The sequence below is a fragment of the Hydrogenophaga sp. genome, from assembly GCF_018780075.1.
Taxonomy (GTDB): domain Bacteria; phylum Pseudomonadota; class Gammaproteobacteria; order Burkholderiales; family Burkholderiaceae_C; genus Hydrogenophaga.
This window is the reverse complement of the sequence record NZ_JADMKB010000034.1, coordinates 1-26979: the sequence shown is the minus strand read 5'-3', so window position 1 is coordinate 26979 and position 26979 is coordinate 1. Positions and strand designations below refer to the sequence as shown.

The following is a 26979-nucleotide window of genomic DNA, read 5'->3' as shown; positions in this document are numbered from 1 at the left end:
GGGTCTCCTGGGTCGGTTGTGTCATGCGTGGAACGTGGTGAAGGCCTCGACCGGCTCCCGTGTGGTGACCAGCGCGTTCTCGATGCGGCTGGGGTCGGCGTGGCCCAGGCTCATGCCGCAGACCACCATCTCGCTCTCCGGCAGGCCCAGCTCGGCGGCGATCACCCGGTGAAAGCGGGTGAAGGCGACCTGCGCGCAGGTGTCCAGCGAGCGGGCCCGCGCGGCCACCATCACGCTCTGCAGAAACATGCCGTAGTCGATCAGGCTGCCCATCTGCATGACCCGGTCGATCGTGAAGATCAGGCCCACCGGGGCGTCGAAGAAGCGGTAGTTGCGGCCGTGCTGGTGGTGCATCCGTGCCTTGTCGGCCTTGTCGATGCCCAGCAGGCCATACAGGTCCCAGCCGACCTTGCGGCGCCGGTCCACATAGGGCGACACCCAGTCCTGCGGGTAGTAGGGGTAGGGCTCGCTCAGCTGACCCGACTGGGCCGGGTCGTCGTCCACGGCGGCGATGGCCCGGCTCAGCCGCTCCTTGGCCGCCCCGGTGAGCACATGCACTTTCCACGGCTGTGTGTTCACGCCAGAGGCGGCGTGCCGCGCCACGGCGAGCAGGGCCTCCACCTGGGCCCGCTCCACCGGGTCGGGCAGGAAGGCGCGGATGCTGCGCCGCGAGACGATGGCCCAGTCAACGGCGCCGTGCAACTGGGCGGGGGTCAGCGGTGGGCGGGGGGTGAGTCGGTTCATGGCGGCGGTGGCGTGCTTGGGAAGGGAAAAATGCTATCGGCGCGCGCCGCCGGTGACTGTCTGTGCAAAGACATTGCAGGGTTATCCCTGCAGGCCATGGCCGACAATCGCCCCGACCATGACTTCGTTTCATCGCATCGAACACCTGCGCGAGCGCCTGCACGCGCTCGGGGCCAATGAGCGCCACCAACACCGCGTGCTCCGCCTGTGGAGCCTGGCGCTGCCGCAGACGTCGGGCAGGCGGCAGATCGAACACTTCCTGCCCGCCACGCTGCGCGCCGAGCTGCCCGCCATCGAAGCCGATCTGGCGGGGCTCGCGCGGCTCGAATCACAGCACCCGGGCGAAGACGGTTCGGCGCGCCTGCTGGTGAAGCTGGGCGACGGCCAGATGGTCGAGACCGTGCTGCTGCCGCGCGACGGCGTCTGCGTCTCGACGCAGATCGGCTGCGCGGTGGGCTGCGTGTTCTGCATGACCGGCACCACCGGCCTGATCCGCCAGGTGGGCAGCGCCGAGATCGTGGCGCAGGTGGCGCTCGCGCGCAGCCTGCGGCCGGTGAAGAAGGTGGTGTTCATGGGCATGGGCGAGCCCGCGCACAACCTGGACAACGTGATGGAAGCCATCGACCTGCTCGGCACCATCGGCAACATCGGCCACAAGAACCTGGTGTTCTCCACCGTGGGCGACCCGCGCGTGTTCGAGGCGCTGCCCAGGGGGCCGGTCAAGCCCGCGCTGGCGCTCTCGCTGCACACGACCAAGGCCGATCTGCGCGAGAGGCTGCTGCCGCGCGCGCCGCGCATGACGCCCGACGAGCTGGTGGCCGCGGGCGAGGCCTACGCCCGCGCGACCGACTACCCCATTCAATACCAGTGGACGCTGCTCGACGGCATCAACGACAGCGAGGAAGAACTCGACGGCATCGTGCGCCTGCTCACCGGCAAGTACGCGATCCTGAACATGATCCCGTTCAACGCCGTCGAGGGCATGCCCTACCAGCGCCCGAGCTGGGAGAAGGCGGCGGCCATCGCGCGCCACCTGCACCGCCGCGGCATCCTGACCAAGCTGCGCCAGTCGGCCGGGCAGGACGTGGACGGCGGCTGCGGTCAGCTGCGGGCGCGGGCGGAGAAGCCGGCGCGGCGCACGGTGCCGATCCAGCGGGGGGCGTGAGCGCCGATCCCTGTGCCATTCTGAAACAAGTTGTTTCATATTGATGGGCTTATGTTTGCTCAAGTCGCTTGACGGACGGTCGATAGCGTGACGGTAGGGGCTCCGAAAGCCCCACCCTTTGAACTGCCGTGGGGTTCCGACATGACCGTTCCGTTGCGATTCCAGCCGTCCAGGCTGGAGCGTCCGTCTGGTTTGAGTGCCTGGCTGCTGCAGCCCTTCAGCTGGCTGATGCCCGCCTCGTCGCGGGCCGCTGCGGCCCCCTCGGCAGAGGAGGTGGCTCAGCGGGTGACGCAGGCCGTGCAGCTGTGGTCGGCCCACCTGTGCACCGCGCAGGAGCAAATGCAGGATGCGACCCACAAGCTGCTGGAAGGCTTTACCACCATCCTGCAGGAGCTGGATGCCATCGTGACGCCCGGCGACTTCACCGCCACCGAGATGGACGAGCGCGCCGGCACACTGGCCCGCTGCGAAACGCGACTGAACGAACTGCTGCAGGGCTTCGCGGCATTCATTGAATCAAGGGACCGCATCCACGGCTCGGTGCGCTCCATCGCGGCCTCGTCGGTGAGTCTGGCTGAAATGGCCGAGGACGTCGGCAAGCTGGCACGCCAGACCAATCTGCTGTCAATCAATGCGGCCATCGAAGCGGCGCGTGCGGGCGAGAGCGGGCGCGGGTTTGCCGTGGTGGCGGCCGAGGTGCGCCGCCTGTCCAACGAGTCGGGCAGCACCGGCAAGCACATCACCGAACAGGTGGGGCGGTTTGGCACGCACATGAACACCGTGCTGCGCGAGGCAGACCAGCAGGTGCACGAGGACCAGCGTTCGATGCAGGCCTCCGGGGACATCGTGACCGAGGTGATCTCCGAGATGCACGGTGTCGTTGGCGGGCTCAATCAGCGCGCCGCGGAGTTTCGTGAGCGCGGCGTGATGGTCAAGGCGCTGGTCGAGCAACTCATGATCGCCTTCCAGTTCCAGGACCGCGTCCACCAGATCCTTGACCAGGTGAGCGGGTCGATGGCGAGTGCCGCGCAGCAGCTGCAGACGGCTCTGGAGCAAGGCAGTGTGCCGGCGACCGAGGAATGGACCGCGCTGCTGACGGCCGGCTACACCACCGACGAACAGCGCCAGGTCACGGCGGGCGTTGCCCCTTCCGAGGCGGCCCGTGGCGCCAGCGAGACCACTTTCTTCTGAACCGGGAGCACCCATGGCCAAGACCATTCTGATCGTCGACGACTCCAGTTCACTGCGCATGGTGGTGAAGCTGGCCCTCAACCGCGCTGGCTACGACGTGCTCGAAGCCGGCGACGGCAAGGAGGGCCTGGCCCAGCTGGAGAAGGCGGGCAAGGTGAACCTGATCGTCAGCGACGTGAACATGCCGGTGATGGACGGCATTGCCTTCGTGACCGAAGTCAAGAAGCACCCGCGCCACAAATTCACCCCGGTGGTGATGCTCACCACCGAAGGCCAGGAGGCCAAGAAAGAGCTGGGCCGGGCCGCCGGTGCCAAGGCCTGGATCGTCAAGCCCTTCAACCCGCCCCAGCTGCTGGACGCGGTCTCCAAACTCATTCTTCCCTGAGGGGCACGACATGGACGCACCGCGCAGCCTGCCCCAGGAGCTGACCATCTACACCGCCGGCGAGTTGCGCGGCTTGTGCCTGGCCTGGCTGGCCGATACCGCCGCAGGCACAGCGCCCGATGCCGACGACGGATGGGCGCTGGAGGCCTCGTCCGTCGACCAGGTCGACGCCGCCGGTGTGCAGCTGCTGGTGTCGCTGGCGCGTTCCCTGGACGCCCGGTCGCTGGCGCTGCGGCTGCTGCGGCCGAGCACCCCGCTGGCGGACGCCTGCGCCGCCCTGGGGCTGACGGACTGGCTGTCGACCCGCACCGCACCTGGAGCGACCTCATGAGCCAGCACGACAACGACCAGAGCTTCATCACCGAGGCCCTGCCGGCCTTCGTCAGCGAGTCCGACGAGCAGCTCGAATCGATCGAGCTGCTGCTGCTGGAGCTGGAGGACCAGCCGGACAATGCGGAGCTGCTGGGCGCGCTGTTCCGCTGCGCACACACGGTCAAGGGCTCGGCCGGCATCTTCGGCCTGGACGAAGTGGTCGCCTTCACCCACCACGTCGAAACCCTGCTGGACCGGCTGCGCGATGGCGCGGTGGCCTTCACACCCGACATGGGCACGCTGCTGCTGCAGTGCAACGACCAGATCCGCTTCCTGATCCGCCAGGCCCAGTCGCAGGCGCCTGTCGGCGACGACGAGGCGGCGCAGCGCGCCGACCTGGAAGAGCGGCTGCAGGCCTTCAGCGGCGACACGCCCCGACCGTCTCCGGCCACACCGCAGGGGCCGTCGAACGCCGCCACAGACCCCGCGGGCGGTGCCTGGACGGTGAGCGTGGCCTTCCACGCCGACACCTTCCGCAACGGCATGGACCCGCTGGCCATCCTCAACTACGTGCGCAGCCTGGGCACCATCACCCGCATCGCCTGCGACACCTCGGCCGTGCCCGGGGTCGACGCCATCGATCCCGAAAGCTGCCACCTGAGCTTCTGTTTCGACCTCGAGACCTCCGCCGACCACGCGGCGATCGAGGCCGCGTTCAGCTTCGTGCGCGACGACGTCACGCTGCAGATCACCCCGCCGGCACCGGCCGCAGGTGGGAGCCGGTCAACCCCCGAGGGCACCGACCCCGCGCCCGCCGTGCGCGGCGCAGCACCAGCCAGCAGGCCCGCAACGGGCGCCGCCAAGGCACGCGAGGGCGGTGAGGACCAGCGCTTCATCCGTGTGCAGGCCGACCGGCTCGATGCCGTGATCAACCTGCTGGGCGAGCTGGTGATTGCGGGCGCCGGCGCCTCGCTGCTGGCGCGCCAGTCGCGCCAGGGCTCGCTGATCGAGGCCAACGACCAGATCAGCCGCCTGATCGAAGAAATCCGCAACGGCACGCTGCAGCTGCGCATGGTGCCCATCGGCGAAACCTTCTCGCGCTTCCGGCGCGTGGTGCGCGACACCGCGGCCGAGCTGGGCAAGGACGTGCAGCTGGAGATCGTCGGTGGCGACACCGAACTGGACAAGTCGGTGGTCGAGCGCATCGCCGACCCGCTGATGCACCTGGTGCGCAACGGTCTGGACCACGGGCTGGAGACGCCCGAGCAGCGCATCGCCGCCGGCAAGCCGGCGCAGGGCCGGCTCATCCTCTCGGCCTGCCACGAGTCCGGCAGCATCCTGATCCGCATCACCGACGACGGCCGCGGCGTGCGGCGCGACAAGGTGCTGGCCCGCGCCTGGGAGCGCGGCCTGCTGGAGGACGGGGTGGTGCCGCCGGACGCCGACATCCTCAAGCTGATCTTCGCGCCCGGCTTCTCCACCGCCGAGAAGGTCACCAACCTCAGTGGCCGTGGCGTCGGGATGGACGTCGTGCGCCGCAACATCGAAGCCCTGCGCGGCTCGGTGCAGCTCAGCAGCGAGGAAGGACAGGGCTCCACCATCGAGATCCGCCTGCCGCTGACCCTGGCCATCATCGACGGCTTCCTGGTCGGCGTGGGCGCCTCCCGTTTCATCTTCCCGCTCGACGCGGTGGTCGAGGTGATCGAAAACCGCTCCACCACCACCGGCATGGACGCCAGCGGACGCGGTGTGGTCGAACTGCGCGGCCAGGTGCTGCCGGTGGTGAGCCTGCGCACCCTGTATGCGCTCGATTCGCTCGAGCCCGAGCGCGTGAGCGTGGTCGTCATCCAGTCCGGCGGCCATCGCTTTGGCGTGCTCGTGGACCAGCTGCTCGGCCAGCACCAGACCGTGATCAAGCCGCTGGGCCGCATGTTCCGCAGCCTGCGCGGCATGTCCGGTTCCTCGATCCTGGGCAACGGCGACGTGGCCCTCATTTTCGACGTGGCGTCTCTGAGCCAGCTGGCGATCCAGCCGCCCGATCCCCAACGCCGACCTCGTCGCGTCTCCTGCCCTGGTTCCAACCCAGCCGAACAATCCACTTTTTGAAGGATGAGCTCCATGAACCCGAACACCCCCTCCTGGGCCGCCCGTGTCTTTGCCGGCTCCGAGCTGGAACGCCTCAACGACGAGCTGGAGCAGCAGTCGCGCGCACGCACCGAAGCCGAGGCCTCCCTGGCCGAACTGCGGGCGCGGCTGGACGCTGTGGAGGCCGAGCTCAAGGTGCGCACGGACATCATGAACGAGACCAGCATCGTCTCGGAGGCCGACAAGAAGGGCGACATCCTTTCGATCAACGAGAAGTTCATCGAGGTGTCCAAGTTCTCGCGCGAGGAACTGATCGGCCAGCCGCACAACACCACGCGGCACCCCGACATGTCCAAGGACGTGTTCAAGCAGATGTGGTCGACCATCGGCCGCGGGCAGATGTTCCGCGGGCTCATCAAGAACCGCGCCAAGGACGGCACGCCGTACTACGTCGACGCGGTGATCGCACCGATCCTGGGTGAGAACGGCAAGCCGATGAAGTACCTCGGGGTGCGCTACGACATCACCACGACCGAGATCGAGCGCCAGAACGCACGCGGCATCCTGGCCGCCATCGACAACTCCTACGCCTACATCGAGTTCGACCTGGGTGGCCATGTGCTCAACGCCAACCGGAACTTCCTGCAGGTGATGGGCTACCGCGCTGACGAGGTGGTGGGCCAGCACCACCGCTTGTTCGTCGATCCGGCGCAGGTGACTTCGCCGGCCTACGCCCAGTTCTGGCGCGACCTGGCCGACGGCAAGCCGCAGTCCGACGTGTTCCGGCGCGTCACCAAGACCGGGCAGGAGGTCTGGATCCAGGCCGTCTACGCGCCGGTCAACGACGAGATGGGGCGCGTCGTGAAGATCGTCAAGATCGCCACCGAGGTCACCGAGCAGGTCAAGGCCAAGGCCATGCTGGAGAACGCCGTCGAACAGGCCCAGCAGGTGGCCACGGCCGCGCGCAACGGCGACCTGTCCCGGCGCATTCCCATGGACGGCAAGTCAGGCCCCATCGCCGTGCTGTGCGAAGGCGTCAACGGTCTGATGGAAACCACCTCGGTGATTTTTGAAGACGTGGGGCGCGTGTTCGGCGCGCTGGCCAACGGCGACCTGACGCAACGCATCACCCGCGACTACACCGGCACCTTTGGCCAGGTCAAGGACGATGCCAACGCCACCAGCGAAACGCTGGCCGCGATCGTGGACGACGTGGGCCGTGTGTTCTCGGGCCTGGCCAACGGCGACCTGACGCAGCGCATCGTGCGACAGGCCGCGGGCACCTTCGACCAGGTCAAGCAGGACGCCAACGCCAGCTGCGAGAAGCTCGCGGGCATCATCGATGAGGTGCGCTCCGCCGCCGACGCGCTGACCGGCGCGGCCAACCAGGTCAGCGCCACGGCGCAGAGCCTGTCGCAGGCCGCCAGCGAGCAGGCGTCGTCGGTCGAGGAGAGCACCGCCTCGATCGAACTGATGTCGGCCTCGATCTCGCAGAACAGCGACAACGCCCGCGTGACCGACAGCATGGCCACCAAGGCCAGCAAGGAAGCCGGCGACGGTGGCCAGGCCGTCACCCAGACCGTGCAGGCGATGAAGCAGATCGCCGCCAAGATCAGCATCGTCGACGACATCGCCTACCAGACCAACCTGCTGGCGCTCAATGCCGCCATCGAAGCGGCGCGCGCCGGCGAGCACGGCAAGGGCTTTGCCGTGGTGGCCGCCGAAGTGCGCAAGCTGGCCGAACGCAGCCAGGAAGCGGCCAAGGAGATCGGCGACCTCGCCGGCAACAGCGTGGACACGGCCGAGCGGGCGGGCCGGCTGCTGGGTGAGATCGTGCCGTCGATCCAGCGCACCTCCGAGCTGGTGCAGGAAATCGCCGCAGCGTCCAGCGAGCAGAGCCAGACCGTCACGCAGATCGGTGGCGCCATGGGCCAGCTCAGCAAGGCCACGCAGCAGAACGCCTCGGCCTCCGAAGAGCTGGCCGCCACCTCCGAAGAGCTGTCCGGCCAGGCCGAGCAGCTGCAGCAGGCGGTGGCCTTCTTCGGCTCCGACGACCACGAGGCGGTGGGGCACAGGGGCGCTCCCGAGCCGGTGCAGCGCCGCAAGGGGGCGGGGTCGAACCTGCGCATGGCCGCGGTGGCAGGTGCACCGGTGCCGCGCACCGGCACCGGCAACTTCCGCCCGTACTGACCGGAGCGATCCATGGCCACCCAGAAAACCGAGGTCGCCGAGGGCGCCGCCCAGTTCCTGACCTTTCTGCTCGGCAAGGAGGTCTTCGCGATGGACATCCGCACCGTGCGCGAGATCATCCAGGTCGGTCCCATGACCACCGTGCCGCTCATGCCCGACTTTGTGCGCGGGGTGATCAACCTGCGCGGTGCCGTGGTGCCGGTGATCGATCTGCACGCGCGCTTCGGCCACGCGGCCGCACAGATCGGCAAGAAGACCTGCATCGTCATCTTCGACGCGGTGCGCGAGGGCGAGCGGATCGAGCTCGGCCTGCTGGTCGATGCGGTCAGTGAAGTGATCGAGATCCCGGCCGACCAGATCGAGCCGCCGCCGAGTTTTGGCTCGGCCGTGCGGCGCGACTTCATCCTGGGCATGGGCAAACTCGCCGCGCGCTTCGTCATCATCCTGGACCCGGACAAGGCCTTCGACATCAGCGAGATGGCGCAACTCTGCGAGGCCGCCCAGCAGACGGAAGCGGCATGAGCGCAGCGCCGGGACCGGGATCGAAAGCACGTCCATGAACCCGCTGTGTGATCGCAGCTACCGCCAGATCACGGGCCTGATGTACGAGGTCTGTGGTCTGTCGTTCTCCGAGTCCAAGCGCCCGCTGGTGTCGTCGCGCCTGGCGCCGCGCATCCAGCGCCTGGGCTTGGCGGGCTACGAGGCCTACGCCGCCCTGATCGCCGGCGACGACGACCAGGGCGAACTGCAGGTCGCGATCGACCTGCTCACCACCAACGAAACCTACTTTTTCCGCGAGCCGGCGCACTTTGATCTGCTGGAGCGCGAACTGGTCGCCACCCGGCCGCAGTCGCTGGCGGTCTGGAGCGCGGCCTCTTCGTTCGGCGACGAGGCCTACAGCACCGCCATGTTGCTGGCCGACCTGCAGGCCAGGGGCCATGTGGGCGCGGCCTGGAGCATCCTCGGCACCGACATCAGCGACCGCGTGTTGCGCAGCGCGGCCCAGGGCATCTACCCCGAAGACCGGCTGCGCCATGTGTCGCCCGAACGCCTCAAGCGCCACTGCCTGCGCGGCGAAGGGGATGCCGAGGGGCTGGTCCAGATGAAGGACCCGCTGCGCGGGCACGTGCGGTTCGGCCAGGTCAACCTGTGCCAGCCGATCACCGGCCTGGGCCCTTTCGATGTGGTGTTCCTGCGCAATGTGCTGATCTATTTCGACCCGCCCACCAAGATCGCGGTGGTCGACCGTGTGCTGGCGCAGCTGCGCCCGGGCGGGCTGTTCTTCATCGGCACCGCCGAAGGCCGTGTGCCCTGCCGGACGCCGCTGCAGGTCATGGCCCCGGGTGCCTTTCGCAAGCTGGACGCATGAAATTCGACGCCACGCTGTCCGGCAGTGTGCTGACCGCGCCGATGACGCGACCGGCGCCCGATGCCGTGCGCACCCTGCACCCGGGCGACGTGGCCTGCGCCGAGCGGGGCGAGGTGCTCCACACCCTGCTCGGGTCCTGCGTGGCCGTCATCCTCACCGACCCGCGCCGCACCATCGGTGTGATGTGTCACATCGTGCACAGCAAGCCGCCGCTCTCGCATGAAAAATCCAGCACCTCCTACGGCTCGGTGGCCGTCGAGGCGATGGACCGGCTGCTGCTGGCGCGTGGCATCAGCCTGCGCCTTTGCGAGGCCTATGTGTATGGCGGCGGCAACATGTTTCCGGGCCTGATCACCCAGCAGCACGTCGGCGAAGCGAATGCCCTGTGGACGCTGACCACGCTGCGTGACCGCGGGGTGCGCGTGATCGGGCAGGACCTGGGGGGACGGATGTACCGGCGGCTGCGCTGGACGGTGGGCGCAGCCGCGCCCGAGGTCCGTCAGGTGCCGGTCTGAAAGCGACTCATGAACATCAAAGTCTATGTGGTGGACGACTCGGCGGTGGTGCGGCAGACGCTGATGCACCTGATCAAGGACGATGCCGCCATCGAACTCGTGGGCAGTGCGCCCAACCCGCTGATCGCCGGTCTCGCCATCCGCAAGAACCGGCCCGACGTGCTGCTGCTGGACATCGAGATGCCCGGCATGGACGGGCTGACCTTCCTGCGCCAGATCATGGAGGAGGCCCCGATTCCGACCGTGATCTGCTCGACGCTCACCACCGACGGCAGCCGCATGGCGCTGGACGCGCTGGCCGCCGGCGCGGTGGCCGTGGTGGCCAAGCCGCGCCTGGGGCTCAAGCAGTTCCTCGAAGAGTCGCGGCGCGAGCTGCTGCAGACGCTCAAGACCGCGGCGCGCTCGCGGCCGCGCCGTGCGGCCGCGCCCGCCGAGCGCTCGCCGGCCGCCGCCGTCTCGCGCCCGCCCGTGGCGGGCCTGCACGCGCTCTCGGTCAACAAGCCCATCGTGCTCGGTGCCTCCACCGGCGGCACGCAGGCCATCGAATCGGTGCTGACCGCGTTGCCCGGCGACAGCCCCGGCATCGCCGTGGTGCTTCACATGCCCGAGAAATTCACCGCGATGTATGCGCAGCGGCTGGACGGCCTGTGCGCGATGAACGTGCGCGAGGCGCGCGATGGCGACCGGCTGGAGCGCGGTCTGGTGCTGATCGCGCCCGGCGGGCGCCACATGCAGCTGCGCAAGGCCGCGGGCCAGTACTTCGCCGTGGTGGCCGACGGTCCGCCGGTGAACCGCCACAAACCCTCGGTCGATGTGCTGTTCCGCTCGGCCGCCGACTGCGCGGGGCGCGATGCGCTGGCCATCATCCTCACCGGCATGGGCGACGACGGCGCGCGCGGCATGAAGGCGCTGCACGACAAGGGTGCCCGCACCCTGGCGCAGGACGAGGCCAGCTGCGTGGTCTACGGCATGCCCAAGGAAGCGGTGGCGCTGGGCGGGGTGGACGATGTGCTGCCGCTGAGTCAGGTGGCTCGCTCGATCATGGCGTTCGACGCGCGCGGCTGATGCCGCGCCGCCTCACTCCCGCTCCAGCTCCAGGTACGTGCGGCTCGCGTTGCCGGGGTGCAGCTCGGCGGCGTTGAGCAGGCCCTGCCAGGGCTTCGCATCGAAGGCCTTGATGGCGGCGCCGATGTCCGTGCCGTTCTCCACCGCTTGCTTCATGTGCGCACGCATCGCCTGCAGGTAGTCGCGCGTCTGCGCCTGGGCTTTGGGCAGCTCGCACACGTCGCCATGACCGGGCACGATGCGCGCCGGTTGCAGCGCCTCCAGCGCGGCAAAGCTCTGCAGCCAGCGGCCGGTGTGGCTGACCGGGATCACGCCGAGCATGCGGTCGACGTAGACGATGTCGCCGCTGAACACCAGCTTCTGCTGCGGCAGCCAGACCATCAGGTCGCCCGGCGTGTGGGCGCCGCCGCGGTGCTTCACCTCCACCTCCGTGCCGCCCAGGTTCAGGGTCTCGTCGTGGCCCGCCAGCCAGCGCGTCGGCAGCGTGGGCACGGTGCCGTCGAGCTTCTCCTTCAGCTCGGTCTTCAGGGCCGCGAGGTGGTCGCCACCGCGGGCCAGCATGTCGGCCTTGGCGTTGGCGTGGGCGATGACTTCGGCGCCCTGGGCGGCGAAGTAACCGTTGCCCAGCCAGCGGTGGTCCTGCCCGCCGGTGTTGATGACCCACTTCACCGGCTGGTCGGTGACCTTTTTGACCGCCGCCTGGATCTGCTGGGCGCCCTGGAGGCTGGCGCCGCTGTCGATCAGCAGCGCGCCGGCCGGCGTGACCACCAGGCCGATGTTGGCGTTCAGGCCTTCGTTGTCGTACGTGCGGCCGGACTTTTCACCGATGAAGGCGTAAACGCCCGGGGCCACCGGCTGGAACCTCACCTCGGCCGCGTGGGCGACGCCGGTGAGGCCGACCCAGAGTGCGCAGAGCAGCGGGGCAAAGGAGCGAGGGTTCATCAGGGCGGGCGCAGGGCGCGGTTAAATATCAGTGATCAATTATGTATTGGCGGACGGGGTGCCGGGCTCAGGGTTTGCGTGGGTGGGCCAGGGGCGCGGCGGGACCTGAGCGCCCGGGCACATCGATTGCTTGAGGGGTGTCATGACCCTCGATGCCCCAGTCCAGTTGAGCCACTCGCCCGCGGTCGGGTCCTGGCGCGACCCGGTGGCGCTGCTGCTGGCCTCCACCGGCGAAGGCATCTACGGGGTGGACCTGGACGGTGCCTGCGTGTTCATCAACCCGGCGGGCGCCCGGCTGATCGGCTATGAGCCGCACGAGGTGATCGGGCGCAACATGCACGAGCTGACGCACCACGCGCGCCCGGACGGCTCGCCCTACCCCGAGGCCGAGTGCCCGATCTTCAATGCCTTCCGCCGCGGCCTGCCCTGCCGCATCGACAGCGAGGTGTTCTGGCGCCGCGACGGCTCGGCCTTTCCGGTCGAGTACTCCAGCCACCCGGTGATCGAGGACGCGCAGGTGCGCGGCGCGGTGGTGACCTTTGTCGACATCACCGAGCGCCGGCGAGCGGCCGACGCACTGCAGCGCGCCAAGGACCAGCTGGAGGAACGCGTGCGTGAGCGCACGCTGGCGCTCGAAACCGCGCTGCGGCAGGTGCGCGAGCTGGCGGCCTGGTCGGAGACCGTGCGCGAGGACGAGCGCACCCGCATCGCGCGCGAGGTGCACGACGAGCTGGGCAGCCTGCTGGTGGCGCTCAAGATGGACGTCAACTGGATGGACAAGCGCCTGGCCGAGCAGCAGCAGCGCAGCCCCGAGGCGGCCGAAGACATGCGCACCCGCATGCGCTGCAAGTGCCAGAACATGAGCCGCCTGATCGAGAGCGCGGTCGACAACGTGGGCCGCATCATCACCGACCTGCGCCCCAGCATCCTCGACCACCAGGGCCTGTGGGCGGCGCTGGAGTGGCAGGCGCAGGAGTTCGTGCAGTCGGCCGAGCTTGCACTGGACTGGTGCATGGACATGGACCCGGATGAGCACTGGCCCGAGCCGCCCGAACCGATGGCGATGGCGGTGTTCCGCATCTTCCAGGAGATGCTGAGCAACGTGGGCCGCCATGCGCAGGCCCGCCACCTGCGGGTGGTGATCGCCGTGGCCGCGGGCGAACTGCTGCTCACCGTGCAGGACGACGGCGTGGGCGCGCCGGCGCAGGCCTTCGAGGCCGGCGACGCTTATGGCGTGATGGGCATGCGCGAACGGGCGCGGCACTTCGGCGGCCAGATTCACATCACCAGCGCGCCCGGCGAGGGCACGCAGATGCGCCTGCAGCTGAGCCTGCCCGGAGAGGAGCCGTCATGAACGACGTGGTCGCCACCACCCTGCGCGTGTTGATCGGTGACGACCACCGCATCGTGCGCGAGGGGCTCAAGCAGATCCTGGCCGACGCGCCCGACGTGCAGGTGGTGGCCGAGGCGCAGACCGGTCCCGAGGTGCTGGCCGAGGTCAAGGCCTTCCACGGCAGCGAGGGCCTGGACCTGGTGCTGCTCGACATCGCCATGCCCGAGCTGGACGGGCTGGACGTGCTGCAGGCGATCAAGCGCGAGCACCCGCGCCTGCCGGTGCTCATGCTCAGCACCTACCCCGAGAAGCAGTACGCGGTGCGCTGCATCCGCATGGGGGCTTGCGGCTATCTCAACAAGAGCGCCGACCCCGACGACATGCTCTACGCCGTGCGCAAGGCCGCTGGCGGGGGCGTGTTCCTCACGCAGGCCACCGCCGAAGCGCTGGCCGCCGCCGTGGGCAACACGACCGCGCAGGCCGGGCCCGAAACACTCTCGCACCGCGAGCACCAGGTCTACCGCCTGCTCACGCAAGGCCAGAGCGTGAGCGAAATTGGTGCGCAGCTCGGCCTGGCGCCCAACACGGTGAGCACCTACCGGGCCCGCGTGCTGGAGAAGACCGGCACCAAGAACGACGTGGAACTCGCGCTCTACGCCGAACGGCACCGCGCGCCGCGTTGAACGGCACCGTTTGACCACCGCCGTGTAGGGCTGGCCCTACACGGCGTCGGCGAAGGCCTCGCGACTTTGCCTGCGCGACGGCAAACAGCCAACTCCGGGCCGCCACTGGCCCGTTGCTTGCAACGCCCACCGCGTCATCAACTCCCGAGGTGCGCGCCATGTCCGAATTCTTCGATCCCTACAACGCCGACCGCCCGCTCATGCTCAAGTGCAGCTGCGGGCGTGACCACACCATCGCCGACCACCACGCCGAGGTGGCCGCCGATGGTGCGGCCGTGGAACTGCGTCGGCGCAGCGAGACCGCCGAGTTCGAGGCCTACAGCAACGAGTTCATCGAAGCCACGCTGGTCAAGGCGCTGTTCCCGCACGACGAGGTGCGCCGGCGCTTCCTGCGCGCGGTGGGCAAGGGCACGGCCATGGCCGCCATTGCCAGCGTGTTGCCGGTGGCCAGCCTGCAAGCCATGGCGCAAGAGAAACAAGGTTCGCTGGAGAAGACCAACCTCAAGATCGGCTTCATCCCGATCACCTGCGCCACGCCGCTGATCATGGCGCACCCGCTGGGCTTCTACCAGAAGCAGGGCCTCAACGTCGAAGTCACCAAGACCGCGGGCTGGGCGCTGGTGCGCGACAAGATGATCAACAAGGAATACGACGCCTCGCACTTCCTCTCGCCGATGCCACTGGCCATCTCGCTCGGCCTGGGCAGCAACGCCGTGCCGATGAACGTGGCCACGATCCAGAACATCAATGGCCAGGCCATCACGCTCGCGCTCAAGCACAAGGACAACCGCGACCCGAAGAACTGGAAGGGCTTCAAGTTCGGCATCCCGTTCGACTACTCGATCCACAACTTCCTGCTGCGCTACTACCTGGCCGAGAACGGCCTGAACCCCGACACCGACGTGCAGCTGCGCGTGATCCCGCCGGCCGAGATGGTGGCCAACCTGCGCGCCGGCAACATCGACGGCTTCCTCGGCCCCGATCCCTTCAACCAGCGCGCGGTGTTCGACGAAGTGGGCTTCATCCACGTGCTCACCAAGGACCTCTGGAACGGCCACCCCTGCTGCGCCTTCGGCACCAGCACCGAGTTCATCCAGAAGAACCCCAACACCTTTGCGGCGCTCTACCGCGCCGTGCTCAACGCCGCCGCCATGGCGCGCCAGCCCAAGAACCGCGAACTGATCGCCAAGGTGATCGCGCCCAGCCAGTACCTCAACCAGCCCGAGGCCGTGTTGAACCAGGTGCTCAGCGGCAAGTTCGCCGACGGCCTGGGCAAGATCCAGAACGTGCCCGACCGCGCCGACTTCGACCCCATGCCCTGGCAGAGCATGGCCGTGTGGATGCTCACGCAGATGAAGCGCTGGGGCTATGTGAAGGGCGATGTGGACTACAAGGCCGTGGCCGAGAAGGTGTTCCTGATCACCGACGCGCGCAAGCACATGAAGAACCTGGGCATGGAGTTCAAGGCCGGCCCGACCTACACCAAGCACACCATCATGGGCAAGGAGTTCGACCCGGCCAAGGCCGACGCCTACCTCAAGAGCTTCGCGATCAGCAAAGTATGAAGCACCCCCGCCGCGCTGCGCGCGACCCCCTCAAGGGGGCGGCACTGGCCGTCCGGCAAAGCCGGCCCGGCGGTGCCTCCCGGTTTGCACCTCTTCACGCCCACAGGGTTTCTGTTTGCAAGCAGGAGTTCGTGAAATGAAAACAGTCAGTCTGAACCTGCGTGCGGCGGTGGTCTCGCTGCTGATCTTCGTGTGCTTTCTCGGCGCCTGGCAACTCGCGACCTCCGGCCCGACCATCGGCGGTGCGTCCACCGGCATGACGGCCGAAGAGATCGAGTACGCGAAGATGATGGGCAAGGACCCGGGCGCCGCCAAGAGCAGCGGCTTCCCGCCGCCCATCGAGGTGGCCAAGGCCAGCTGGGCGCACCTGTCCGACCCGTTCTACGACAAGGGCCCGAACGACAAGGGCATCGGCATCCAGCTCGCGCATTCGCTGGGCCGTGTCGGTCTCGGCTTCCTGCTGGCCATGGCGGTGGCGATTCCCGTGGGTTTCCTCATCGGCATGTCGCCGCTGATGCGCAAGGCCTTCGATCCCTTCGTGCAAGTCCTGAAGCCGATCAGCCCGCTGGCCTGGATGCCGCTGGCGCTCTACACGCTCAAGGACTCGGACGTGAGCGGCATCTTCGTGATCTTCATCTGCTCGGTGTGGCCCATGTTGATCAACACCGCCTTCGGTGTGTCCGCCGTCAAACGCGAATGGCTCAACGTGGCCAGCACGCTGGAGGTCAACCCGCTGCGCAAGGCCTTCCAGGTGATCCTGCCCGCCGCAGCGCCCACCATCCTCACCGGCATGCGCATCAGCATGGGCATCGCCTGGCTCGTGATCGTGGCGGCCGAGATGCTGGTGGGCGGCACGGGCGTGGGCTACTTCGTGTGGAACGAGTGGAACAACCTCTCGCTGACCAACGTGATCTTCGCCGTGCTGCTGATCGGCGTGGTCGGCATGTTGCTGGACCTGATGTTTGCGCAGCTGCAGAAGGCGGTGACCTATGTGGAGTGACACCAGCGTGCGTGAAGGCACAACGCTTGCGGCCCCAGTGGTCGCGGCCAACCCAAAGGGCTTCTCCATGTCTTCAGGTTTCCTCAAAGTCGAACAGCTCGCCAAGGCCTACCAGGCGGACAAGCCGGTGTTCGCCGACGTCTCGTTCACCCTCGACAAGGGCGAGTTCGTCTGCATCATCGGCCACAGCGGCTGCGGCAAGACCACCATCCTCAACGTGCTCGCGGGTCTGGACACCGCCACCTCGGGCCACTGCTTCATGGACGGCCGCGAAATCGCCGGCCCCAGCCTGGAGCGCGGCGTGGTGTTCCAGAGCCACGCGCTCATGCCCTGGCTCACCGTGCGGCAGAACATCGCCTTCGCCGTGAAGTCGCGTTGGCCCGAGTGGAGCAAAGCGCAGATCAACGAACACGCCGAAAAGTTCGTTGCGCTGGTGGGCCTGCTGCCCGCCATCGACAAGAAGCCGAGCCAGCTCTCGGGCGGCATGAAGCAGCGCGTGGGCATCGCGCGCGCGTTCGCCATCCAGCCCAAGATGCTGCTGCTCGACGAGCCCTTCGGCGCGCTGGACGCGCTCACGCGCGGCACCATCCAGGACGAGCTGATGGCCATCGTGCGCGAGACGCACCAGACCGTGTTCATGATCACGCACGACGTGGACGAAGCCATCCTGCTGGCCGACCGCATCCTGCTCATGACCAACGGCCAGGAGACCGGGCAGGGCTACCGGCCTGGTGGCATGGCCGAGGTGGTGGTCAACCCGCTGCCGCGCGGCCGCACGCGGGCGCAGCTGCACCACCTCGATGGTTACTACGACCTGCGCAACCACATCGTTGATTTCCTTGTATCTCGGGCCAAAGCCCATTGATTCCATTTCCCACTTCTTCAACACCCAGAGGCAACACCATGAGCCGACTCGACGTCACCGAAAAAATCATCTCCACCAAAGTCAGCAAAGGCCTGAGCTGGGCCGACGTGGCCAAGAAGGTGGGCCAGTCCAAGGAATGGACCACGGCCCTGTGCCTGGGCCAGATGACCGCCACACCGCCGCAGGCCAAGGTGCTGGGCAAGATCTTCGGCCTCTCCGCCGACGAGCAGAAGTGGCTGATGGTCGTGCCCTACAAGGGCTCGCTGCCCACCAGCGTGCCGACCGACCCGCTGATCTACCGCTTCTACGAACTGGTGAGCGTGTACGGCACCACCTTCAAGGAACTGATCCACGAAGAGTTCGGCGACGGCATCATGAGCGCGATCGATTTCAAGATGGACATGCAGCGCCAGGCCGACCCGAATGGCGACCGCGTGAACATCGTGATGTCGGGCAAATTTCTTCCCTACAAGCAGTACTGATGGAGCCGCGCCCGCCACTGCCGCCGTTCACCGCCGAATCCGCCGCGCAGAAGGTGCGCGGGGCCGAAGACGCGTGGAACAGCCGCGACCCGGACCGCGTGGTCAAGGTCTACACCGAGGACACGCGCTGGCGCAACCGCGCGGAGTTCCCGGTCGGCCGGGCCGAGGTGCACGCCTTCCTGGTGCGCAAGTGGGCGAAGGAGCTGGACTACCGGCTCATCAAGGAACTGTGGGCCTTTGACAGCCACCGCATCGCGGTGCGCTTCGTCTACGAGTGGCACGACGATTCAGGCCAGTGGTTCCGTTCGCACGGCAACGAGAACTGGCAGTTCAACGATTTGGGCTACATGGAAGAGCGCCACGCCAGCATCAACGACCGGCCCATCCATGAAAGCGAGCGGCTGTTCCATTGGCCGCTGGGCCGACGGCCCGACGGCCACCCCGGCTTGAGCGAGCTGGGGCTCTGAGGGCGCACGCTGCGCTGGGGGGAGTTGCCCGAAAGAATCGGGGCATTGCCAGCAAGGGTCTTAACGAGCAGCCGATTTGGGGAACAGCACCACGCCAGGCAGACCTTTGAAATGCGCGTCGCAGGTCAGCAGCTCGGCGCCGTGTTGCACCGCCGTGGCGTAGACGATGGCGTCGGCGGTGGCGAGTTTGTGCTGGCGGTGCAGGTCGGCTGCGAGCAAGGCCGTCGCCGTGTCCAGCGGCTCCACCCGGCATTTCAGGGTGTAGGCCATCACCTGATCGGCTTGCGCCTCGCCCAGTTCTCGCCACAGCCATTTGGACAGTTCCAGCTGCACGATGGTGGGCACGATGCAAAGCGTTTTGTCGGGAAACTCATTGGCCAGTTTTTTGCCAATCGTCGAAGCCACCAGCCATTCGATCCAGGCCGAGGTATCGACCACGCGCAAGGGCGCTGCCATCAGAAGCGGTCCTTGCGGTCACGGTAGCCTTCCTTGCGTGCCCCTTTGGCGATGCCGGCCAGCTCTTCGAGCTTGGGCACCGGCATCATGAGAACGCCTTTGTCCTTGGGGATGAACACAAATTCTTGCCCCGCTTCCCAATGCAGTTCTTCGCGAACGGCTTTGGGAATGGAGATCTGGAACTTGCTGGAGAGGGTGGCGGTGGTTGGCATTTTCTGGCTTGATTCTGATCGATGGTGGTTCGGTAAGAATACCGCAAACACTGTCGAGCAGGAAGCCAGCCCGGAAACGGAATCCACGCGCCTTGGTCGGTCTGCCCAGCCGCTTTGTTCAGCATCGCCCGCGAGGCCCGCTCAGTGCAGCGTCATCGGGTGCGTCGTTGTCTTTACCCGCACCACCGCAGGCTTCGCTTCGTAGGGCGCCGGTTCGCGACCGCAGAGGTGGGCCGCAATCGCCCGTGCCTGCCGGCCGATGGGTTCGATGTAGCGGCTGGCCTGGCCGGCGATGGTGATGCAGTCGCCCAGCGCGTGGATGCGCGGGTCGCTGGTCTGCAGCGTGGCCGCGTCCACCGCGATGCCGTTGTCCCAGGCCAGCCCGGCGCTCTGTGCCAGCCGGGGGGGCGTGGCCAGCCCTGCCGCGGCGATCACCTGGTCGGCCGCGAACTTCTGCCCGCAGGCGGTGGCGACGCGGTATTTGTCGCCGATCTTGTCGACGCCGGCCACCTGCACGCCGCCCACGAAGCGGATCGGCAGGTCTTTCCAGGCGTCGAGCAGCGGCGCGCCCACCGCCTCGCCCGGCCAGCGCGCCAGCGGCTGCGCCATCACGTCGAGCAGGGCGATGCGGTGACCGCCGAGCGCGAGGTCGTTGGCGAGTTCGCTGCCGATCAGGCCGGCGCCGACGATCACCACGTCCTTCGGTGAGTCGCCCAGCGCGGCGCGCAGCCGTTGGTAGGCGCCGAGGTGGTTGATGCGCCAGACCCGCGTGGCCGGCAGCGCCGGCGGCAGCGCGGCCTGTGCACCGTGGGCCAGCACCAGCTGGTCGTAGCGCAGCGTGCCGCGCGTGGTGCGCAGGCTGCGGGTGTCGGGGCAGATGCGCACCGCGTCGGTGTGGGCGAGCAGGCGCACCGTCAGGCGCTTCGCGGCGTCGGCGCCGGTTTCTTTCACCAGCGTGCCCGGGTCCATCTGCCGCGCCATTGCCACCGACAGCAGCGGCTTGTCGTACACGTCGGCCGCGCAGGCGCTGACCAGGGTGATGGGCAGGGCCGCGTCCAGCGCGCGCAGGGCTTCGGCCATCTGCCAGCCGGCGCGGCCGCCGCCGACGATGAGCACGCCCGGCGTGCCGCCGCGCAGCGCCACCGGGGCGGCGCTGCCGCTGCGGGCGCGCAGCGCTTCAATGTTCGGCGCTTCGTACAGCGTGAAGTCGCTCTTGGTCACGCCGCAGAGCGGGCAGTACCAGTCGTCCGGGATGTCGTCGAAGCGCGTGCCCGCGGCCAGCCCGCTGTCGGCGTCGCCCACGGCCTCGTCGTAGATGTAGCCACAGGCGTCGCAGATGTACTGCTGGAACGGCGCGCCGACGGCGACCGCCGGAAGCGTCGCCGCGAGAGGGAGCTCACGCACCTCGCCGTAGATATTGGACAAGGCACTCATGCCGGCATCTCCTCGGCGCTCAGCCGGGCGATCTCTTTGCGCAGGTGTTTGATGGCCGGCGTGACGATGGCGACGAACTGCGCTTCGCGCACGCGGCGCTGCACCTCGCTGCTCATCAGGTAGCCGCGTGCGCCCTGGTGCATCAGCGCCGAGTTGGCCGCGCGCAGGCAGAGCTCGGCGCCGTGGGCGCGCGCGTCGAGCACGTCGATGAAGTAGTCGGTCGAGGGGTCGAACGGCGTCTGTGCCAGCTTCATGATGCGGCCCACCAGCGCGTCAAACTCGGCCTGCAAATCAGCCGGCCGGTCTTCAAGATACTGGTTCACGTGGCCCAACTGGCCCTCCACCGCCCACATGCTGTCGATCGCGCCCTGGATGATGCCGGCCGCGATGCCGCACTGCAGCAGCACGAAGCCGCCGCGGATGCGGGCGATGTACGGTTTGGCCGGGTCGGCCACGATGTCGTCGCTGCCCACGAACAGGTCCTTGCAGTGCACGCTGTAGGTGCCCGTGCCCTCCATGCCCGAGAACTCCGGGCAGGCCTTGAGCGCCACGCCGGGCGCGTCGCAGCGCAGCATGAACATCATCTCGCGGCCCGCGCTGGCGCCGTCTTCGAACACGGCCGCAATCGCGCCAAAGTAGTGGTCGGGCCCGAGGTTGCTGACCCAGGGCAGGGTGCCGTTGACGAGGTAGCCGCCCTTCACCGGCGTGGCCTTGAGCAACAGGCTTTCGATCTGCGCAAAGCTCTTCATCGGGTTCGACAGGCCGGTGCCGCCCAGCGTCTCGCCGCGCACGTGGCGCGCCAGCCGCTCGCCGGTGAGCGCCGGGTTGCCCGAGGCCTGCATGTACATCCCCGCCACGCACTGGCACCACATCATGAAGCCGGTGGCGCCGCAGACCTTGGACGCCTCGGCCATCGCCAGGATGGCCTGGCCATGGTCGCCCGGCGTGCCGTCGGCCTGCGGCAGGTGCGCGCTCATCGCGCCGGCCGCCGCCAGCTGTTTCATCACGTCGGCCGGGTAGGCGCCACGGTCGATGGCGTAGGCCTGCTCGGCGAGCGGGCCCTGCGCAATGGCGCGCACGGCGGCGATGAGCCCTGCGGGCGGGGCGGCGAGTTCGGGGGGCAGGTCGGCGGGGTTCATAACCAACTCATTTCAAAAGTGATCAAGGCGGGCGGGATCGCCGCCGGGCCGCCCCAAGGCGATCCCAGCCCCAGGAGACGGCAAGGACCGGGTCCTTCACCAGTCCTGGGGCAGCGACCCGCGCAGCGGCGGAGCGTGGGGGCGATGTCCTCAGGCCATGCTGATCTCGAACGGGATCGGGTTGCGCATCGTGTTGGCCACCGGCGAATAGAAGTTGGCCTGCTGCACGATCTGATCCAGCACCTCGCGGCTCGCGTCCCCCTCCACCAGCACCTTCACGCGGATCGCCTGAAAGCCCATCTCGGGCGGGGTCTTCTCCAGCGCACCGCCCGCGCCCCAGGCGGCCGGGTTGCCGATGTCGCCTTCGAGGAACACCTCCAGCCTGCTCAGCTTCACGCCCTTCCAGGTGGCCACGGCCGTCACACCCACGGCGATGCAGCCGCCCAGGCCCGAGAGCACGATCTCCCCCGGCGCGGGCGCCGTGTCTTCGCCAAACAGGTGCAGCGGCTCGTCCACCACCACCACGTGTTTCTCGCCCACGTGCGACAGCGAGCGGTACTGCCCCTCCATCACGGTGTGGACCTTGTTGGTGCCGCGCCGGGCCGGGTTGGCCTTGCCGCCGGCGGCGAAGTCGGCGAGGCCCTTGCCGTCGATGGGGCGCAGGGTCGCCTTGACGGTGGTGACGGGCGCGGTGGGTTCGAGGGTGTCGGTGGAAGACATGGGTGTTTCAGCGGAGTGCGGTTGAGGGGCAGAGACAGCGGGGATGGAAGGGAAGCGGGCCACGGCAGCGGGGCGGGTTCAGGCGGCCAGCGCGAGCTCGGGCTTTTTGCTCGACTTGGTGGAAGTGGCCACGGGCAGGCCGGTCTCGATCGGCAGGCTCTCGTCGCGCGACCACTCGTTCCACGAGCCGAAGTACATGCGCACGTCAGAGAAGCCGGCCTGCTTGAGCGCCAGGAAGGTGTTGGACGCGCGCGCGCCCTTGAAGCAGTAGAGGTAGATGGTGTCGTCGGTGGTGATGCCGGCGGTGGCGCACTCGGCCTTCACCTCGTCGGGCGTCTTGAACACCGGGCCCTGGGCCGAAGGCTTCATGAAGCGGTACCACTCCACCCACTTGGCGCCGGGCAGGCGGCCCTTGCGCGGCGCGAAGTCTTTGCCGTAGGGCGAAGAGCTGTCGCCGATCCACTCGTCCACATCGCGCACGTCGAGCAACACCGTGTCGGTGCCCAGCGCAGCCATCACATCGGCCTGTGTGAGCATCACGTCGCTCATAGTCAGCTCGGGGAAGGTGGCGGGCGTGGGCGTGGCCGCTTCGGTGGACACCGGCAGGCCGGCCGCCTTCCAGGCGCTGAAGCCGCCGTTGAGCACCTTGATCTTGGGGTAGCCCAGCCAGGTCAGCAGGTAGTAGCCGCGGCACGACTGGCCGTAGCCGCTGTTCATCGCGTCTTCGTAAAACACGGCGGTCTCGGCGCCCGAGAGGCCGGCCTTGCCCAGCGCGTCGGCAAAGGTGGCCTTGAGCGCCTGCAGGCCCTCGGGCGTGGAGGTGGCGAGAAACGTGAACACCTCGCGCAGGTTCACCGCGCCGGGAATGTGGCCGGCGGCAAAGGTGTCGGCGTCGCGCGTGTCGATGATCACCACCGGTTCGGCGGCTTGCAGCGTGGCGAGTTGATCGGGTGCGATCAGGGTGGCGTCGATGCTCATGGAAACCTCATCAAAAGAAGCGGCGGGCGGGATTGCCTGTGGGCTTCTTTGCAATGGGCGTGCCATGCAGCGCGAGCGCGGATCACCGAACGCAGGTCGTTGATTCAGAAAGATTTATTGAACATCGGATCGACGCGGTGCTTTCGGAAACACCGCGCGGTCTCGCCACTGCGTCGACACAATGTCAACACAGTGTTGATGCTGCCGGCTGCTTGCCGTGGGGGGCGAGACGCGGGGTGCACAAGGTCAATGCCGGGTGTCGAGGCGTTCCCGACACGGACGTGTCAACAGAGGCGGCCGCCGCATCAGGCGGTCGTGGAGCTGCATCCCCCACGTGTTCATCCAGCCCCGAGTTGACCTTCCCTGGATCGGGTCGCAACGAGTGGCCCGCCAGCGGCGAGCCCGTCAACGCGACATCTCAGGATATTGCGAGAACAGCTCGGCGACCCACTCCACGAAGGCCCGCACCTTTGCGCTCAGGTGCCGGTTGGGCGGGTACACCACGTAGAGCGGAATGACGGGCCCGGTCCAGTCGCTCAACACCTGCACCAGCTCGCCGCGCTCGATCAAGGGCCGGGCCGTCACGGTGGCGATCTGTGAAACACCCAGACCCGCCAGCACCGCCGCCGTGAGCGCGTTGCTTTCGTTCACCGACAGCTTGTAGCGGCCCGAGATCTCCAGCCGCTCGCCGTCCTTCGCGAATGCGTTCGAGAAAGGCCGCCCGTTGCGGGTGGAGAAGTGATTCACCATGTGGTGCTCCTCCTCCAGCTGCTCCGGGTGCGTGGGGGTGCCATGGGCTTTCAAGTAGGCCGGCGAGGCCACGGTGATCAGCGGCACATTGGCCACGCGCCGTGCCACCAGCGACTGGTCCACCAGTTCGCCGCCCCGGATCACGCAGTCCACGTTGTCGACCAGCAGGTCCACAGAACGGTCGGTCACACCCAGGTCGAGCTGGATGTCGGGGAAGCGCTGGAAGAAGTCCGCCAGCGCGGGGATGATGATCTCGCGCGCCACGGAGGTGCCCACGTCCACACGCAGCCGCCCGCTGGGTTTGGCCTGCGCGTTGGTCATGCTGGCCTCGATGTCGTCGAGATCGTTGAGCACACGCACCGTGCGCTCGTAGTAGGCCGCGCCATCGGGCGTGACGGTCACGCGCCGCGTGGTGCGGTTGAGCAGCTTGACCTTCAGGCGCGACTCCAGGTGCTGCACCAGCTTGGTCACCGTGCCCTTGGGCAGGTTCAGCGACTCCGCCGCCTTGGTGAAGGTGCCGGCCTCCACCACCCGCGCAAACACCCGTATCGATTGGATCTGATCCATGCCCTCACTCCTGCAAATGCTGTTTTGTGGTCGGATTGTTCATGCAATGGAAACGGACAACTGTTGGCCGGTGGCTTTATCCGCATGAAAGGCATGCCTATAGTTCAGCCCATGGTTTCAACTACCGCTCCCTTCGTCCCGATGGACCCGTCCCAAACCCTGTGGGTGCCTGGCACGCCACCGCGGGAGCTGCGCGTCTGGGGCCAGAGGCCACGCGGCGGCGTTTTGCCGCTGGTCCTGCACTTCCACGGCGGTGCCTTTGTTTCGGGCGATCTGGACAGCGGCGCCTGCCTGGCCGGGCTGCTGGCCAGCTCGGGCGCGGTGGTGGCCTCGCTGGCCTACCCGCTGGCGCCCGCGCACCGTTTCCCTGAGGCCGTGGAGGCCGGCTACGCGGCGCTGGAGTGGCTGTACAAGCAGCGCAGCCGCCTGGCCGGCAAGGACGCGCCGCTGTTCCTGGCCGGTGAAGAAGCCGGCGGCAACATCGCCGCCGCGGTGGCGCTGATGGTGCGCGACCGTGGCCACCCGCCGCTGGCAGGGCAGGTGCTGGTCGCCCCCATGCTGGACCCGTGCAACGCCACCGCCTCGCTGCGCCAGACCATGGGCGAAGCCACCGGCTGCAAATGGATGGACGGCTGGCAGCAGTATTTGCGCGGGCCGATGGACGCCGAGCACCCCTACGCCGTGCCCAGCCGCGCGCAGCGGCTGGCCGGCCTGCCGCCCACGCTGATCCTGACCGGCGGCGACGACCCGATGCGCGACGAAGCCCTGACCTATGCCGAGCGCCTGCGCGAGGCGGGCATTGCCGTGCACAGCGGCGTGCTGCCCCCCACCACCGGCTGGCCCGACTCGCTGAGCGATCGGCCCGCTGAAGAATGTCCGTGCGCCATCGAGGTGCGCGAACACGTCCGCGCCTTCTACCAGGCCGCGACGCCGCCGCCGTCCTGACGGACCGCCCCCCTTTCTCACCACCCTGAAACGCCCACCCCGGTCATCCACCGGGAACGGTCCCGCTCGCCCTCAAAAAGGAACAACCATGTCCAAGCTGCCCACTTTCAAACGCCGCATCTGGTGGCCGACCGCCGCTGCCCTGGCCGCCGTCACCCTCGTGGTGATCGTGCTCGCACAGAAGTCCAACCCCGCGCAAGCCAGTGCGGTGCCGAGCGCGCCGCCGCCCATGCCGGTGTCCGTGGCCACCGTGACCGAGAGCGACATCGCCGCCTGGGACGAGTTCTCCGGCCGCCTGGAGGCGGTGGAGCGCGTGGACATCCGCTCGCGCGTCGCGGGTGTGGTGCAGGCCACGCATTTCCGCGAGGGCGCGCTGGTGGCCAAGGGCGAGCTGCTGATCTCCATCGACCCCGCGCCGTATGAGGCCGAGGTGGCGCGGGCCGCCGCGCAGGCGGGCGCGGCCCAGGCGCGTGTGACCTACGCGACCAGCGAACACGCCCGCGCCCGCCGCCTGTGGGACGACAAGGCGATCGCCCAGCGCGAGCTGGACGACCGCGAGAACGGGCTGCGCGAGGCCGAGGCCAACCTCAAGGCCGCGCAGGCGCAGCTGCAGACCGCCCGCCTGAGCCTGGGCTACACGCAGGTGCGCGCCCCGGTGGCCGGGCGCATCGGCCGGCTGGAGGTGACGGTGGGCAACCTCGTTGCCGCCGGCCCGGGCGCGCCCGTGCTCACCACCCTGGTCTCGGTCAGCCCGATTTACGCCAGCTTCGACGCCGACGAAAAAACCGTGGCCGGCGCGCTCAAGGGCCTGGCCGGTGCCGGCCACAGCGCACGCCAACGGATCGATCGCATTCCCGTGCAGATGGGCACCTCGGACAGCGCCGACACGCCCTACGCCGGCCAGCTGCAGCTGATCGACAACCAGGTCGACCCGCGCAGTGGCACGGTGCGCGTGCGCGCCGTGTTCGACAACAAGGACGGGCACCTGATGCCCGGGCAGTTCGCCCGCATCCGCATGGGCCAGCCGCAGACCGCGCGCACCTTGCTGGTGAGCGAGCGCGCCGTCGGCACCGACCAGGACAAGAAGTACGTGCTGGTGGTGGGCGAGGGCGACAAGACCGAGTACCGCGCCGTCACGCTGGGCGCGTCGGTCGATGGCCTGCGCACCGTGCTCAGCGGCCTGAAACCCGGCGAACGCATCGTCGTCAACGGTCTGCAGCGCGTGCGCCCCGGTGACGTGGTGCAACCGCAGGTGGTGCCCATGAACGCCCGTGCCGAGACCCCCGCGATGGCCGTGGCCAAGTCCTGAGCCACCGTGCGAATGAAAAGAACACCATGAACCTCTCGAAATTCTTCATCGATCGACCGATCTTCGCGGGCGTGCTCTCGCTGCTGATCCTGATCGCCGGCCTGGTCGCGC

The 26979-nt window shown here is 68.2% G+C and carries 28 protein-coding genes; 19 read left to right on the top strand and 9 right to left on the bottom strand.

The window, feature by feature from the left end; translation table 11 throughout:
- Positions 1–21: 21 nt before the first annotated feature.
- On the bottom strand, positions 22–744 hold the full coding sequence (locus IV088_RS07855; RefSeq protein ID WP_291100117.1) for a nitroreductase: 723 nt from the start codon (positions 742–744) through the stop codon (positions 22–24).
- Between the two features lie 118 nt (positions 745–862).
- Here IV088_RS07855 and IV088_RS07850 point away from each other — a divergent pair, with 118 nt between their 5' ends.
- The 10 genes from IV088_RS07850 (at position 863) to IV088_RS07805 (ending at position 11021) form a co-directional block, all read left to right on the top strand.
- Positions 863–1909 carry an RNA methyltransferase gene (locus IV088_RS07850; protein WP_291100114.1) on the top strand — a complete coding sequence of 349 codons (1047 nt, stop codon included), beginning with the start codon at positions 863–865 and terminating at the stop codon, positions 1907–1909.
- Positions 1910–2050: 141 nt separating this feature from the next.
- On the top strand, positions 2051–3100 hold the full coding sequence (locus IV088_RS07845; RefSeq protein ID WP_291100111.1) for a methyl-accepting chemotaxis protein: 1050 nt from the start codon (positions 2051–2053) through the stop codon (positions 3098–3100).
- Positions 3101–3113: 13 nt separating this feature from the next.
- A complete protein-coding gene (locus tag IV088_RS07840) occupies positions 3114–3485 on the top strand; it encodes a response regulator (RefSeq protein ID WP_291100108.1) in 372 nt (123 codons plus the stop codon).
- A 10-nt stretch (positions 3486–3495) separates the two neighbouring features.
- Positions 3496–3816 carry an STAS domain-containing protein gene (locus IV088_RS07835; protein WP_291100106.1) on the top strand — a complete coding sequence of 107 codons (321 nt, stop codon included), beginning with the start codon at positions 3496–3498 and terminating at the stop codon, positions 3814–3816.
- A complete protein-coding gene (locus IV088_RS07830; protein ID WP_291100103.1) occupies positions 3813–5903 on the top strand; it encodes a chemotaxis protein CheA in 2091 nt (696 codons plus the stop codon). Before IV088_RS07835 ends, IV088_RS07830 begins: the two co-directional genes overlap by 4 nt.
- Positions 5904–5915: 12 nt before the next feature.
- The gene (locus IV088_RS07825; protein ID WP_291100100.1) at positions 5916–8072 is read left to right on the top strand and encodes a methyl-accepting chemotaxis protein; all 2157 of its coding nucleotides are present in this window, start codon (positions 5916–5918) and stop codon (positions 8070–8072) included.
- Positions 8073–8084: 12 nt separating this feature from the next.
- The gene (locus IV088_RS07820; RefSeq protein WP_291100097.1) at positions 8085–8594 is read left to right on the top strand and encodes a chemotaxis protein CheW; all 510 of its coding nucleotides are present in this window, start codon (positions 8085–8087) and stop codon (positions 8592–8594) included.
- A 34-nt stretch (positions 8595–8628) separates the two neighbouring features.
- Entirely contained in the window at positions 8629–9441 is an 813-nt protein-coding gene (locus IV088_RS07815; RefSeq protein WP_291100095.1) for a protein-glutamate O-methyltransferase CheR, read from the top strand.
- On the top strand, positions 9438–9956 hold the full coding sequence (locus IV088_RS07810; RefSeq protein WP_291100092.1) for a chemotaxis protein CheD: 519 nt from the start codon (positions 9438–9440) through the stop codon (positions 9954–9956). The genes IV088_RS07815 and IV088_RS07810 overlap by 4 nt, the downstream gene beginning before the upstream one ends.
- A 9-nt stretch (positions 9957–9965) precedes the next feature.
- A complete protein-coding gene (locus IV088_RS07805) occupies positions 9966–11021 on the top strand; it encodes a chemotaxis response regulator protein-glutamate methylesterase (RefSeq protein ID WP_291100089.1) in 1056 nt (351 codons plus the stop codon).
- A 12-nt stretch (positions 11022–11033) separates the two neighbouring features.
- Here the strand turns inward: IV088_RS07805 and IV088_RS07800 are convergent, their stop codons facing one another.
- Positions 11034–11963: an MBL fold metallo-hydrolase gene (locus tag IV088_RS07800; protein WP_291100086.1), complete on the bottom strand. Its 930-nt coding sequence runs from the start codon at positions 11961–11963 to the stop codon at positions 11034–11036.
- 142 nt (positions 11964–12105) lie between these two features.
- Here IV088_RS07800 and IV088_RS07795 point away from each other — a divergent pair, with 142 nt between their 5' ends.
- The 7 genes from IV088_RS07795 (at position 12106) to IV088_RS07765 (ending at position 18358) form a co-directional block, all read left to right on the top strand.
- Positions 12106–13317: a PAS domain-containing sensor histidine kinase gene (locus tag IV088_RS07795; RefSeq protein ID WP_291100083.1), complete on the top strand. Its 1212-nt coding sequence runs from the start codon at positions 12106–12108 to the stop codon at positions 13315–13317.
- A complete protein-coding gene (locus IV088_RS07790) occupies positions 13314–13979 on the top strand; it encodes a response regulator transcription factor (protein WP_291100080.1) in 666 nt (221 codons plus the stop codon). The genes IV088_RS07795 and IV088_RS07790 overlap by 4 nt, the downstream gene beginning before the upstream one ends.
- Positions 13980–14137: 158 nt before the next feature.
- Positions 14138–15544: a CmpA/NrtA family ABC transporter substrate-binding protein gene (locus IV088_RS07785; RefSeq protein ID WP_291100077.1), complete on the top strand. Its 1407-nt coding sequence runs from the start codon at positions 14138–14140 to the stop codon at positions 15542–15544.
- Positions 15545–15680: 136 nt separating this feature from the next.
- Positions 15681–16544 (top strand): nitrate ABC transporter permease, encoded by an 864-nt coding sequence (gene ntrB / locus IV088_RS07780; protein WP_291100074.1) that lies wholly within the window; start codon positions 15681–15683, stop codon positions 16542–16544.
- A complete protein-coding gene (locus tag IV088_RS07775; protein WP_291100071.1) occupies positions 16534–17409 on the top strand; it encodes an ABC transporter ATP-binding protein in 876 nt (291 codons plus the stop codon). The genes ntrB and IV088_RS07775 overlap by 11 nt, the downstream gene beginning before the upstream one ends.
- Positions 17410–17447: 38 nt before the next feature.
- Positions 17448–17891 (top strand): cyanase, encoded by a 444-nt coding sequence (gene cynS, locus IV088_RS07770; RefSeq protein ID WP_291100067.1) that lies wholly within the window; start codon positions 17448–17450, stop codon positions 17889–17891.
- Positions 17891–18358, top strand: a complete 468-nt coding sequence (locus IV088_RS07765; protein WP_291100064.1) for a nuclear transport factor 2 family protein — start codon at positions 17891–17893, stop codon at positions 18356–18358. Before cynS ends, IV088_RS07765 begins: the two co-directional genes overlap by 1 nt.
- 60 nt (positions 18359–18418) lie before the next feature.
- Here IV088_RS07765 and IV088_RS07760 read toward each other — a convergent pair whose 3' ends face one another.
- From IV088_RS07760 to IV088_RS07730, 7 genes are all read right to left on the bottom strand, one after another.
- Positions 18419–18814 (bottom strand): type II toxin-antitoxin system VapC family toxin, encoded by a 396-nt coding sequence (locus IV088_RS07760; RefSeq protein WP_291100061.1) that lies wholly within the window; start codon positions 18812–18814, stop codon positions 18419–18421.
- A complete protein-coding gene (locus IV088_RS07755; RefSeq protein ID WP_291100058.1) occupies positions 18814–19026 on the bottom strand; it encodes an AbrB/MazE/SpoVT family DNA-binding domain-containing protein in 213 nt (70 codons plus the stop codon). The genes IV088_RS07760 and IV088_RS07755 overlap by 1 nt, the downstream gene beginning before the upstream one ends.
- Positions 19027–19167: 141 nt before the next feature.
- Entirely contained in the window at positions 19168–20460 is a 1293-nt protein-coding gene (locus tag IV088_RS07750; RefSeq protein WP_291100055.1) for an FAD-dependent oxidoreductase, read from the bottom strand.
- Complete coding sequence (locus IV088_RS07745) at positions 20457–21599, bottom strand: acyl-CoA dehydrogenase family protein (RefSeq protein WP_291100052.1); 1143 nt, start codon at positions 21597–21599, stop codon at positions 20457–20459. Before IV088_RS07745 ends, IV088_RS07750 begins: the two co-directional genes overlap by 4 nt.
- Positions 21600–21749: 150 nt before the next feature.
- Positions 21750–22319 (bottom strand): OsmC family protein, encoded by a 570-nt coding sequence (locus IV088_RS07740; RefSeq protein ID WP_291100049.1) that lies wholly within the window; start codon positions 22317–22319, stop codon positions 21750–21752.
- A gap of 78 nt (positions 22320–22397) precedes the next feature.
- Positions 22398–23297 (bottom strand): sulfurtransferase, encoded by a 900-nt coding sequence (locus IV088_RS07735; protein ID WP_291100047.1) that lies wholly within the window; start codon positions 23295–23297, stop codon positions 22398–22400.
- Between the two features lie 405 nt (positions 23298–23702).
- The gene (locus tag IV088_RS07730) at positions 23703–24614 is read right to left on the bottom strand and encodes a LysR family transcriptional regulator (RefSeq protein WP_291100044.1); all 912 of its coding nucleotides are present in this window, start codon (positions 24612–24614) and stop codon (positions 23703–23705) included.
- Positions 24615–24755: 141 nt separating this feature from the next.
- Here IV088_RS07730 and IV088_RS07725 point away from each other — a divergent pair, with 141 nt between their 5' ends.
- Positions 24756–25559 carry an alpha/beta hydrolase gene (locus IV088_RS07725; RefSeq protein WP_291100041.1) on the top strand — a complete coding sequence of 268 codons (804 nt, stop codon included), beginning with the start codon at positions 24756–24758 and terminating at the stop codon, positions 25557–25559.
- Between the two features lie 88 nt (positions 25560–25647).
- Positions 25648–26868 carry an efflux RND transporter periplasmic adaptor subunit gene (locus IV088_RS07720; RefSeq protein WP_291100039.1) on the top strand — a complete coding sequence of 407 codons (1221 nt, stop codon included), beginning with the start codon at positions 25648–25650 and terminating at the stop codon, positions 26866–26868.
- Positions 26869–26979: the final 111 nt, after the last annotated feature.